The sequence below is a fragment of the Pandoraea sp. NPDC090278 genome, from assembly GCF_044772185.1.
In the GTDB taxonomy this organism is placed as follows: Bacteria; Pseudomonadota; Gammaproteobacteria; order Burkholderiales; family Burkholderiaceae; genus Pandoraea.
In genome coordinates this window covers 1-11,080 of sequence record NZ_JBIVYJ010000020.1, presented here as the reverse complement: position 1 = coordinate 11,080, position 11,080 = coordinate 1, and the positions used below count along the sequence as shown (strand labels likewise).

The 11,080-nt window shown below is 59.6% G+C and carries 12 protein-coding genes, 5 tRNA genes and 3 pseudogenes; 12 read left to right on the top strand and 8 right to left on the bottom strand.

What is annotated here, in order from left to right; genetic code table 11:
- Positions 1–263: 263 nt before the first annotated feature.
- Positions 264–842 carry a hypothetical protein gene (locus ACIQWO_RS27010; RefSeq protein ID WP_402830777.1) on the bottom strand — a complete coding sequence of 193 codons (579 nt, stop codon included), beginning with the start codon at positions 840–842 and terminating at the stop codon, positions 264–266.
- A 53-nt stretch (positions 843–895) separates the two neighbouring features.
- Here ACIQWO_RS27010 and ACIQWO_RS27005 point away from each other — a divergent pair, with 53 nt between their 5' ends.
- The 9 genes and pseudogenes from ACIQWO_RS27005 to ACIQWO_RS26965 all read left to right on the top strand — a co-directional run bounded on the left by ACIQWO_RS27005 (position 896) and on the right by ACIQWO_RS26965 (position 7,270).
- Positions 896–1,384 carry a hypothetical protein gene (locus ACIQWO_RS27005; protein ID WP_402830776.1) on the top strand — a complete coding sequence of 163 codons (489 nt, stop codon included), beginning with the start codon at positions 896–898 and terminating at the stop codon, positions 1,382–1,384.
- 634 nt (positions 1,385–2,018) lie between these two features.
- On the top strand, positions 2,019–2,273 hold the full coding sequence (locus ACIQWO_RS27000; RefSeq protein ID WP_402830775.1) for a type II toxin-antitoxin system Phd/YefM family antitoxin: 255 nt from the start codon (positions 2,019–2,021) through the stop codon (positions 2,271–2,273).
- Positions 2,270–2,701: a type II toxin-antitoxin system VapC family toxin gene (locus ACIQWO_RS26995; protein WP_402830773.1), complete on the top strand. Its 432-nt coding sequence runs from the start codon at positions 2,270–2,272 to the stop codon at positions 2,699–2,701. Before ACIQWO_RS27000 ends, ACIQWO_RS26995 begins: the two co-directional genes overlap by 4 nt.
- An 89-nt stretch (positions 2,702–2,790) precedes the next feature.
- Positions 2,791–3,081 carry an H-NS family nucleoid-associated regulatory protein gene (locus ACIQWO_RS26990; RefSeq protein WP_402830772.1) on the top strand — a complete coding sequence of 97 codons (291 nt, stop codon included), beginning with the start codon at positions 2,791–2,793 and terminating at the stop codon, positions 3,079–3,081.
- A gap of 534 nt (positions 3,082–3,615) precedes the next feature.
- On the top strand, positions 3,616–3,978 hold the full coding sequence (locus ACIQWO_RS26985; RefSeq protein WP_402830771.1) for a hypothetical protein: 363 nt from the start codon (positions 3,616–3,618) through the stop codon (positions 3,976–3,978).
- Between the two features lie 226 nt (positions 3,979–4,204).
- Entirely contained in the window at positions 4,205–4,729 is a 525-nt protein-coding gene (locus tag ACIQWO_RS26980) for a hypothetical protein (protein WP_402830769.1), read from the top strand.
- A gap of 80 nt (positions 4,730–4,809) precedes the next feature.
- A complete protein-coding gene (locus ACIQWO_RS26975; RefSeq protein ID WP_402830767.1) occupies positions 4,810–5,301 on the top strand; it encodes a tyrosine-type recombinase/integrase in 492 nt (163 codons plus the stop codon).
- A 426-nt stretch (positions 5,302–5,727) separates the two neighbouring features.
- Positions 5,728–6,753: pseudogene (locus ACIQWO_RS26970) on the top strand (IS110 family transposase).
- A 310-nt stretch (positions 6,754–7,063) separates the two neighbouring features.
- On the top strand, positions 7,064–7,270 hold the full coding sequence (locus ACIQWO_RS26965) for a hypothetical protein (protein WP_402830765.1): 207 nt from the start codon (positions 7,064–7,066) through the stop codon (positions 7,268–7,270).
- A gap of 143 nt (positions 7,271–7,413) precedes the next feature.
- On the opposite strand, the gene ACIQWO_RS26960 is transcribed toward ACIQWO_RS26965, so the two are convergent.
- The 6 genes from ACIQWO_RS26960 to ACIQWO_RS26935 all read right to left on the bottom strand — a co-directional run bounded on the left by ACIQWO_RS26960 (position 7,414) and on the right by ACIQWO_RS26935 (position 8,207).
- Positions 7,414–7,505 (bottom strand) — tRNA-Leu (locus ACIQWO_RS26960).
- Positions 7,506–7,509: 4 nt separating this feature from the next.
- Positions 7,510–7,587, bottom strand: a tRNA-Ile gene (locus ACIQWO_RS26955).
- Positions 7,588–7,593: 6 nt separating this feature from the next.
- A tRNA-Arg gene (locus ACIQWO_RS26950) sits at positions 7,594–7,667 on the bottom strand.
- A 4-nt stretch (positions 7,668–7,671) separates the two neighbouring features.
- Positions 7,672–7,759 (bottom strand) — tRNA-Ser (locus ACIQWO_RS26945).
- Position 7,760: 1 nt separating this feature from the next.
- Positions 7,761–7,834: transfer RNA gene (locus ACIQWO_RS26940), tRNA-Gly, on the bottom strand.
- A gap of 124 nt (positions 7,835–7,958) precedes the next feature.
- On the bottom strand, positions 7,959–8,207 hold the full coding sequence (locus tag ACIQWO_RS26935; protein WP_402830764.1) for a hypothetical protein: 249 nt from the start codon (positions 8,205–8,207) through the stop codon (positions 7,959–7,961).
- Between the two features lie 202 nt (positions 8,208–8,409).
- Here ACIQWO_RS26935 and ACIQWO_RS26930 point away from each other — a divergent pair, with 202 nt between their 5' ends.
- Entirely contained in the window at positions 8,410–8,892 is a 483-nt protein-coding gene (locus ACIQWO_RS26930) for a hypothetical protein (protein WP_402830762.1), read from the top strand.
- Between the two features lie 25 nt (positions 8,893–8,917).
- Here the strand turns inward: ACIQWO_RS26930 and ACIQWO_RS26925 are convergent, their stop codons facing one another.
- Positions 8,918–9,184, bottom strand: coding sequence for a hypothetical protein (locus ACIQWO_RS26925; RefSeq protein ID WP_402830760.1), 267 nt, complete (start codon positions 9,182–9,184; stop codon positions 8,918–8,920).
- Between the two features lie 226 nt (positions 9,185–9,410).
- Here ACIQWO_RS26925 and ACIQWO_RS26920 point away from each other — a divergent pair.
- Positions 9,411–9,676 (top strand): annotated as a pseudogene (locus ACIQWO_RS26920) (integrase core domain-containing protein); the annotation flags it as partial.
- Positions 9,677–10,302: 626 nt separating this feature from the next.
- Positions 10,303–11,080: pseudogene (locus tag ACIQWO_RS26915) on the top strand (autotransporter domain-containing protein); the annotation flags it as partial.

The following is an 11,080-nucleotide window of genomic DNA, read 5'->3' as shown; positions in this document are numbered from 1 at the left end:
CTAGGCCAAGGTCGCTTTGCTTCATGGGCTTCTCACCGTTCGGGAACACTTCTCTGACCGGTCAGCCTTCTGGAAGTTTTGAACAGCATCCTTAGGCGTCAATCTGCAGTTCCTGAGCAACCGGGAGAAGGCGATGTTGAGGCCCTTAGACACTCCTATCCGTGGGGAGCTGAATCCCTTTCCGGCGTCGACAGGGGCTTTAGAAAAAAATGCCTGTGCGAAAACGCACCGGCTGTATCTTCGGCCCAGACGTCGCCCGAGAATCAAGCATCAGTCGCACGGATATCTTCCAACGCCTGGTCGGCCCACACGTCAAGCTTGCCGTCTTGCAGCGCGACGATTGCGTCGTCGGCCCACGTCGGATGCGCAGCTTCCCAGTTGATGGCGCGCTGACCACCGCGATAGTCCAGACGGTTCATCAGGTACTGCTCGCGCACCTTCGTCGGCAGTTTGCCGGCGATGACGCGCGCGTTGCCCGGGTGCGCGATCGCCGCCAGCTCGTAGACAATGTTGGTCTCTTTGACGGCACCCCCGCGCAGCAGCACGTTCATCAGCTCCAGTGTGGCACCCGAGGGCGAGGTGAACTTGTCCGAGTCCTGGGTGCGCACGGCCGCCAAGGTTCCCTCGAGCACGTCGTGGGGGAGGCCGCGCTCGGCGGCATGGGCTCGCATCTTGTTTTCAATCGATTTCATCTTGAGTTCCTCGGCATAAGCCTTGAGGGTGTTGGCATCTGCATCAGACGCAGCCCAGAGGCGAAGTTCGTTCCAGCCTGCGGCCAGTCGGGCGCGACGCTGGTCGCCCATCCGGGTTCGGTCAGTTTTTGCATGGGTCTTTGTGGGCATGGCTTTACGGTCGATAGTGTTTGTAACGGCATGCGAATTATATTGACCGTAAGGTGTATTTGCAACTGGCAGCGTTCGTTCGTGCCACGCGCGCTTTCGAGCGAGCGGCGGGCGCGAAGGTACGGTGCGTGCGCCCTCGGATCGCCGAGGTGAGCGGCTGTGCGGCGTGGCGGGACAGCCGCTCACTGGCGGCGGCGGTCAGCGCGCGCAGGCGTGCGCAGCACGAATTCATCGCGCGCGGGCTAGCCTCGGCAGCGCGTTCGCATCGTGAGCTTTCGTGTGCGCTACACGCGCGAGGACCTCAAGCGGTTGGCTTCTTGCTCGAGCAGGACTGGCACGCGGCTGAGCACGCGCTTGGGAGCATTCGTCGTGCCACCGCCTTGTTGCAGGAATTTCCCTTCACCTGCCGCAAGGTCATCTCGTTTGGAGAGGTTGGCTATGTGGCGCTCTTCGAGATCGAGGGTGACGCGCAAGCGGAGGAGTGTTCGCGATACGTCACCATCCTTGCGGTGCGTCATCAACGCGAAGCTGACTACCACTGAGCGCCATGATCGAGAGCGCACAACGCCATTTGCGAATGTCCACCGCTCGACGGGTAGCTTTAGGCTACATGTAGCCTAAAGCTACCCGTCGACACATCCATGAGATACACGCCGAAAATCGCCACCAAGGCCGATGGGGCATACTGGGACAGCATTGAAGGCGAAGCCGTACTTGCGGTCGAACTGGGCATGGATTCGAGCGTCTGCCCTGGCTTCGCAGGTAGCGACGAAGCATCGTATTGGTTGGTCACTTTCGAGGACGCCCGAGCGCAACCATATATGAGAGATGGCAAGCGGGCGGCGCGGGATGGTCTGCCGATCACTGCGTGTCCTCCAGGTTTGGGGCCGTCGTTGTGTGACGCATGGGAGCTAGGCTGGCGAACCCACGACGGCCCGCTTCGGCGCTTGAATGATCTAGAGATTGAATTCAGGCTGATCGGCAAACGGCGTCAGAATTTACACTGGGCTTGGGGGACGGGGGAGGTCGGTGGGAGCGAGGGCGCGCATTTGGCGGTCAGACAATGCTTGGGTCTGATGAAACCCCGGTGATAGACGCAGGTTAAGACCTCGGGCTTGTTTGAGCTGATTTTATGTAGTAACGTAGCTACATGGATGATTTTGCCCAAGGGGTTCCATGAGCATCACCACCATCTCAAGCCGAGAGCTCAACCAAGATGTGACGCGTGCGAAAAAAGCGGCCCGCAGCGGCCCGGTTTTTATCACCGACCGTGGTCGGCCGGCGCATGTGCTATTAAGTATCGAGGACTATCAGCGGCTCACCGAACAGGGGCGCAATATCGCTCAAGCGCTCGCCATGCCCGCGCACGTCGATCTCGAGTTCGAGCCGCCACACGTGACGATCAAGGTGCATGCGCCGGATCTTTCATGAGGTATGTGCTCGACACCAACGTGGTATCGGAACTTCGCAAGATTGCGGCGGGCAAGGCCAATGCGGGAGTGGCGGCGTGGGCGCAAAGCGTTGATGCGGTCGACTTGTTCGTGTCCACCATCACGCTGCTTGAGCTTGAGCTCGGCGTGTTATCGATCGAGCGTAAGGACGCTGGCCAGGGCACCTTGCTGCGCGCTTGGCTCACGCAGCAGGTCTTGCCCGAGTTTGCTGCCAGAACGCTGAGCGTGGACACTGCCGTTGCGTTGCGTTGCGCTCGGCTGCACGTGCTCGACCGGCGCAGCGAGCGCAATGCACTCATTGCGGCCACAGCGCTGGCGCACGGCATGACCGTCGTCACGCGTAACGTGGTAGATTTTACGCCCACCGGCGTGCCGCTGCTCAATCCGTGGGAGGCAGGTGCGACATAACGTTGTGCGCTGCACTCGGCCATGAGCCTGACCGAGCAAGCGCTTGCCTTTGCGCCGAACAAACCACTTTTCACAACAAGAGGAAACTAATGACACAATCCAGTTACCAGGAGCTACGCAAACAACTGGCGGTGCTCGAAGACGAAGTGGCGGCTGCACGTGAAGAGGAGCTTGCCGCAGTGATCGCCGAGGTGCGCCAAAAAGTCGCGGAGTACGGGCTCACCGAGGCCGACGTGTTTGGACGTAAGCGTCGGCGCCCATCACCGGTGACGGCCAAGTACCGGGACCCCACGACGGGCGAGGAATGGAGCGGGCGAGGCCGCGCGCCCAAATGGATCTCGGCTGTCAAAAATCGAAACCGCTTTTTGATTGAGAAATAAGCGGGCGGACAACATTGATGGTGCATGTGCCATGAAATGTGTGGGGTGATCGCTTGGCTCGATCAGGCAACGGCCCGGGCATGTCCGTTGTAGAGGAACAGTTCATAAATAGGGCTTTCGAGGGGCTGGCCGCGCGGATGGTTATGGATTAGCAGGCTGGACCACTGATGGTGCTCCGACTCACTGAATTGCGCGCGGATGATGTGGGCGTCGCCATCATTAGTGCTGCGATCGTGCCTGGTCTGAGTAGCCTGGTGGGCGAATGGGCGTACCGAAAAAGTCCACTGTTACCGCCATCACCGTGCGCGACTGAGCCGCAGGACGTGGCCGTTGTCGAAACGCCGCGCGGCAACACGCCTGACGCAAAGCACGAGCGCGGATCACGCGCCGCGCGAGGACGGGCGCGCACGCGCGCCGAGTGGGAGCGGCGAGAACACGTGGTATCGACCACTTCGCGTTCTTTCGCGGCTATCGGAAAGCCTGCCGCTCGAGACGCTTGCGGACCAGTATATGGAGATGGGGCTCGACCTGTGCATGGCGCGCTCTACGCTCGTGTGGATTCAGGAGCGACTCATCGCCGGCGCCCGTCGCGCGCAGGACTACAGCACCGCCCGGTTTCTGGCCATTCCGCCCAAACGGCTCGCCGCCGGTGGAACGAGCGAAAGTGCTCCGGCAGACGGTGGTACGGCGGATGTCGCCGCAGTGACGTCGGCGGCGTCGACCTACCGCCTGAGCCTCGAAGCGTTTGCCGAAGAGCACGACCCGGATGGTTTCTACAGCCAGCGCGAGCTGCTCGCGCTGTTCGCCGAGCACTACCCCGAGGCCAAGCCCAACTGGCGCGCCGAGCGCAATGAGCGCTTGCGTCGCCGCCAGGTTGCAGCACTTCGCGCGCTGTAGGCACTGCTCGCGTTGGTGCCGGCGTAGCATCATCACTGCACGGGTCGGTTTCTCCCGGCGCTTGTTCGGCGTTTCGAACGTGCGAGCATCGTGCAGTTGGCAGATCTGTGACGTTATTACGCAACGGGGCCCACGCTGGTACCCCAAAGTGCGCGGTTTGGGCGAGACCGGGGCCAAGCGTCTGCAGCAGTGACTGGCCGATCATGCCGAGCCGCTCGGGTGCACGTTGTCGACCATCGCCCTCACGCCGCGCCAGCAACTGAGCGGCGAGGCCAAGGGCGTCGCGCGTGTACATGTCGATGGCGTGGCGCCGCTCGAATTTCTGGTTTGGCCTGATTTTGCGACTGACCCTGTCACTCCTGTTGCCCCAGTTAGCCGGACGTCGATCACGTCGCCAGGCGGTGACGCGACTTCTCGCATCTCATATTCACGGGATTCACGTAGCCCGATCGTCGCTGTGGCGTTCGCCGCAGTGGAGGCCGGGCGTAGTGTCGGCACGGTGCAATCTTACCGGCAGCGCGCCGAACGATTTCTGAACTGGCTCGCCTTCGTGTGCCGTCGGCCGCTCGCGGGCCTGACGGTGGAGGATTGCGCCGCCTATCGGGAATTTTTGAGGGCACCGCCCGCACAATGGATCGCGCCGCGCGGCACTGCCCGCTTCACCCGCGCCTGGCGGCCGTTTTCGAAGCCATTGGACGAGGCGAGCGTACGCCTGTCGGTGACAGTGCTGCAGGGCAGTGCACGTGGTTAGAGAAGGCGCAGTATCCGCGTCTCAATCCGTTCGAGCTGATACCCAAACCGCGTGCGGGCGGTGGCGAGGTGATCGGTGCGATGTACGTCGAGCGCGTACTGCTCGATGCCGTCTGGGACGCACTCGAAGCCTACTGGCGGCCGCCGGCCATTCACGACGCATCGGCCGGGCGCACGCTGTTCGCGCTGCAACTGGAGCGCACCACCGGCCTGCGCTTGGGGGAGCTCGCGCGCGCGACGGTAGGCGATTTACGCTGCACCGAGCTAACGGACAAAGGGTCAGTGTGGAGCCCGCCATTGCAAGCCTCACTGCACGTGCCGCTCACGCTTGCGGCACTGCGGCAAGTCATCGAGCGCGGCTATCGCATCGCGGCGCAAGTGCTCGCCGCGTTGGAACAGGCCACACCGCACTGGCTGCGACACACCTTTGGCACGCACGCGCTCGAGCATGGCGCCGCACTGGAAGTGGTGCAACAGCTGATGGGGCACGCCAGCATCGCGACGACCTCCAAATACCTGCACCCGGAAAAGCGCCGGTGCGCGGCCGACATGGACAAGGTGTTCGGCGCGTGAGGGAAGGGCCACGTGGTCTTTACTCGGACCGTCATGGATTCCGGATCCATCACACAAATACGTTCGAGTCTTTGTGCATCGGTGTCGTTCTCTGACACGCTTCCCAGGAATCTCATGGTTCACGAGAGCATCACCATCGTCCGGTTTCAGTATTACGACGTACGGCTATTTTAATTTGTGCGGAGATGCCCTTGGTCCGTTCCGCCCGGTCGCCTAGACTGTTTAAAGACCGTGCTTGGGAGATGTAATGGATGCCTGCCTCCCCACGGGGATTGGGATTGGGATTGGAGTATGGAGATGAAGAGCGTTGCTGTTTTGTGGGGTTGCCTTGCCGCGAGCGCAAGGTGGACCCTCGAATGGATACGGCATCGAGGTGCCCAGGGTGTGATAGACCGAGGTCTTCACCAACACCATCGGGGGTCCGACATGAATCGTAACGCAGGCGTGGGCGCTGGACAAATTATCGGTTTGATCAACGGCCAGCAGGTCTTTGGGCTGGACATTGCCAAGCGCGTGTTCCAGCTCCACACGGTGGATATGGACACCGGCGAGCTCATCAATGAGCGGATCAAGCGTGCCAAGGCGCTCAAATATTTCGCCAATCGCCAGCCCTGCTTGATCGGCATTGAGGCCTGCGGCGGCGCGCACCACTGGGCACGCAAGTTCAAGGCGCTGGGTCACAGCGTGCGACTCATCCACGCCAAGGCAGTACGGCCGTTCGTCTCCGGCCACAAGACCGACGCGACGGATGCACGCGATCTGGCTGGCGATTCAGCAACCTGGAACGAAGTTCGTGGGCATGAAGACGTTGGAGCAGCAGGCGACGCTGACGCTGCACCGCCAGAGAGAGCTGCTCATGAAGATGAAGCTCATGCAGATCAACTCCTTGCGCGGCCTGCGCTATGAGTTCGGCGCGATCTTCACCAAGGGAACAAGGGCCATGCTGGGCGAGATGGAGGCGGCGCTTGAATCGTTGGCCAAGGACATCCCGCAGTACGTAGCTGACAGCCTGCGAGAACAGGCACAACGGATCCAGCAGACCGAAGCTGACATCAAGGCGATCGAATAACGGCTGGCGCAGCGTCTGCGTGGCAACGCTGACATGAAGCGCGTGGCTGAATTCCGGGCGTGGGTCTGCTTACCGCGACGGCAGTGATCGCCACGATGGGGGAGGCCCGTGCCTTCAAGTCCGCCCGAGAGTTCTGCGCGTGGCTGAGCCTGGTGCCCAGGCAGCACGGCACAGGAGGCAAGGTCAATCTGCTGGGCATCTCCAAGCGAGGAGACACGTATTTGCGCACATTGCTGATCCACGGAGCGCGGTCGGGACTCACGAACGGCAAGGAGCCGGGACCGTGGCTTGAACAGATCAAGGTGCGGCGACCCGTGAACGTGGTCATTGTGGCACAAGCAGCAGGGGTACCAACGGGGTTACCAGAGCACCAAGCCGCTTGAGGCCTGACTCGGCAACCAATCATCAATCACCTTTAAAAGGATATGGTGAGCCTTTGAAGGCGAACAGGCAGCACGAAGCGAAGTGATGTGAAACAGGTCAGACCGGGGCAGGCTAAACCTGAATAGGCTCTTGGACTTCAACAGTCCGTTCGGGAGATGAGGTGCTTGTCAGCGGATTACATCGGGGCCAGTGGCCGAGCGGGGCAACCCATCGAGCCACACACCAGGCCGGATACAAGGCAGCAGCCGACTTCTTCACAACACGATGCGGGTTACTACCTATCGCCAGGAGGCATCCATATAAGGGGCTATGACACCAGAGGAAGTGCTGAAGATGTTTGAGCGGCTGTGTATCGACGACTTGGCGCTCGATCCCGATGATGCTGTGACCGAATTTGCGAGTTGGCTTGCGGAAAGTTGGACGGATCTTAGCGACGACGACATTGCAACTCTCACATCCGTCGGTGCCACGCTGTTCGAAGCGGGACTGAAGCGCCGGATAATTCGCGAACTGTAGTAAAAAAGCTGCCCGCCGGGGGAGGCATGCTTTGTACAGATTCGACCGCGATGTCACGATGTCAGCGACCGGCCGATGGCACACACTATATCGCCGCGCAGCCACAAAAGACTGGGCAGGCGTTGGTTAGCCGAGGGCTACGGTGGTGCCCGAGGCCGGGCTCGAACCGGCACGCGCGTATGACCGCGCAGCAGATTTTAAGTCTGCAGTGTCTACCAAATTTCACCACTCGGGCGGGGTGGTGGGCCTCCCGCGGGTCGAACGCGGCACCAACGAATTATGAGTTCGCTGCTCTAACCACCATGAGCTAGAGGCCCGGAGAGTGGAACGTGCTGGATTCGAACCAGCGGCCGGCAGCTTCGAAGGCTGGTGCTCCATCCAACTGAGCTAACGTCCCGCATTGGCGGAAGCGGTGAGATTCGAACTCACGGACGGTTGCCCGTCGCCGGTTTTCAAGACCGGTGCCTTAAACCACTCGGCCACACTTCCTTGGAGCGGGTGAAGGGAATCGAACCCTCGTCATAAGCTTGGAAGGCTTCTGCTCTACCATTGAGCTACACCCGCATTTGGTCGGAGCGATAGGATTCGAACCTACGACCTGCTGGTCCCAAACCAGATGTACGATCAGACTGCGCCATGACTCCGAAGTCACAAAGATTGTATGCGAAGGCGGGTTCGAGCGGGGAAATTACTCGTCTAATGCGGGAGTGCTGCCATGTTGGAACAATACACGCGGGGAGTTCATTGCCCCAGTGTCGTTGTCAACCAGCACCTCATATGCGGCGACGCCTGCTATAACTGACTCCGATGCAATGGATTGCGCGATGCGCACCGCGCCGAACTCCGTGGTGGCTTGCCTCATGTCGCCCGGTCGTATGCCCTCTTTGAATTTGTGATAGGGCACGACGATGAACTTGATAGATTGTGGATCTTGCATGATCGGACTCCGTCGTCAGGAATAGACGGAAATGTATCGCGTGGCACTGTTATTTTGCACAGTATTTATTTTGCAACCAAGCTGCTGTGGTGCTGCGCGGGAGGTGGTGCAAATGGTTGATGGGCACGCCAGCGTCGAGCAATGACGAACCAGGATGTGAACTGGGACCCGGGGTGGCTTGTGACTTCTTTGTGAGCTGAAAATGGGTATCAAGGCGATAAACGTCGCATACGTAGAGATTGAGGATCGCGTTTTACTGCGAGTGCAAACAGACGCATGTGAGGAGTTTCGATTCTGGCTTACGCGTGCTTGCCTTAGTGTCTTTGTTCAGCGAGCTCGCTCGTGGCTTAGTGGTCCCGGGATTTTTTTCGCGGCATCGGATGCTCGACATGTTTTCGAGCGACAGGCGGGCGCGCAGCAGACCGATTTTGCTGCGCCATATGAGGAAGCGAAGTCGTTCCCATTGGGATTGGTGCCTGCTCTCGTGCGCGAGATCCACATCATCGATGCAGGAGAGATGGTCAGTCTTGAGATACGCCTTGTCGAAGAACAATCCGCGACCCTAACGCTGGCCCAGGCGCAGATCGCCGCACTTTGCAGGCTTATTCAGGAAGTTGCCCTAGGCGTGTGGGCAGACGTAGGCCATTCAATCGTAGATGATGCGTGTCCAAGCCTTCTGAACTGAAGGGTGGATAAACGCCGATGACTTATCACTTCCTGGCCTGCGGTTTGGTCGCGTCCATAAGCTTGCACACCTGAGTGCGTAGCGCCTCAGCTTCTTCGGCCAGTCTGCCGGCTTCCACGGCCTTGCCAGTTGCTTCGCTGCGGGAGGTGTCTAGCTCGCAGTGAAGGTTGTCCTGTGATTTTTCTAACTCGGGCGGCCGACGGGCTTGCGTCTGGGCCTCGGCTAGAGCCAGTTCGACCTCGCGGAGTTTGGCCGCTTGTTTATCGATGGTTTCGGCGTGTGCGGTTTCCATAGCTTCCAGTCGTGCAATTTCGCTATTGGCTTCGGCCAACTCAGGGCAAACGGCAGCGACCTCTTACCCCTTGGCCTGTCCTCTGTCTGTGTCTCCGGTGCCGCCGTGGCGGCTTCGCTCCGCTGCTGCTTCCACGCGTCAAAAATTTCTTAACGGTGCTGTTCTTCACCCAGATCGCGATGCTCTGGTCGGATCTGCCTAGACTGCTGAGGAGGATGCCGCGGTAAGCCGGGCGTACCGGCATTTGGCTGCCAGATTCAAAGCCGCCATTTCGATGAGCCGCCGTGCCAATGCGTGGGACAACGCGCCAGTGGAGAACCTCTTCAAAACCCTGAAAGTCGAGAGAATTTATCAAGTTCGCTACGGAACGCGAGCGCAGGCTCGCATGGATATCGTCGACTGGATGAGGACTATTACGATCGGCGACGCTTGCACATCTCAATCGACTTTCTCACACGTGTCGACTACGAGGCCACGTCGGTTGCTGCATGACTTGCTGTACGTGAAAGCGGGGCAGGGTCAGATGCCGGATTATCTATTTTTCAGCGAGACTGTTTTCGGAAGGGGGGGCAACAACTCATCACGAAATTTAGATTTATTTCTATCTGCCTATCAGTCGAACAAGGGCACCATGGCGAAAATTTACTTTTACCCTGAAAGTCTTTTGTTGTGCCGAATAAAGCGAATGAGTCATTGGCAATCGTGAGTTTATTTGGGCCGAATGCGTTCTGCGGCACGGCCAGTCAGTCATTTGTGGTCTGCGTAAGTGCGCGCCGGGGAGGAATTTGTGAGGCTTCTCCATCCTCGGTACACCATTCGATTTCTGCGTCTTGTAGTACGGCCTATCTTTTCCCGGCGGCGCGTCGTCCATCACCCTCGAGGTGATTTTCTTTAGACGACGTGTGTTTTTTTGCTGATGTCCATTCCATCACGTCAAATTGCTCATGCGTTTTCGTCTTTCTTACCCCCTCAGCCCCTCTTCCGAGCGACGTTTGACGGTCCGCCACCGATTAAGCGCATGTGCGCTGAGTGTCAGTTTGGCCGTTCCCGTGCTCGCGGCAGCGCAAAGCTCTGGCATTACGGGTATCGGAACGGGGACGAGTGTGGGGAAAGTCAGCGTGAGCGATGACGGCAGCGTGGTGACCTGGATCAATGGTTCAGGCACGAGTTTTCGTACCTTTCGCTGGACGGCTTCGGGGGGCGAGCAAGATCTCGGGGGCGTCGACAGCAGGGCGATTAATCCCCAACAAGGGGGAACCAATTCTGATGGAAGTATCGTGGTAGGCGTTGCAGCGAACGGAAACCAAAGAGCTCAAGCGTTTCGATGGACTGCCACCAATGGCATCCAGTTTCTCGATGGCTTCCCGGCCGGAACTGGCGACACCTTTGCCAGGGGTGTCAGTGGTGACGGGCAAGTGATTGTTGGTTCCTACAGTAGATCGGACGGGACCGAATTTGCATACCGTTGGACGGTGGCCTCCGGTTTTCAGGATCTTGGCGGGTCGGCAGACTCAACCGCTACGGCTACCAATGATGATGGCTCAGTGGTGGTAGGTTGGAATTATTTTGTGGGGCCCTCCAATGCGCGAGCCTTTCGGTGGACAAGCGGCACGGGGCTTACGTCGTTGGGCGTGTTGTCTGGAGATGCCTCGTCGGTAGCCACCGCGGTGAGCGGGGATGGCAACGTGGTGGCTGGCACTTCTTCTACGTCGGGTGGCGAGGAGCACGCCTTTCGTTGGACGCAGAGCACCAACGCACTGGAAGCATTGGGTACACTGAGTGGCACACAGTCTCGGGCCCTGGGCATTAGCCGTGACGGTAAGGTCATTGTCGGGAGCGCACAAAAAGCCGATGCCACCTGGCAAGGCTTTCGATGGACGGAGGCCGCCAAGATGC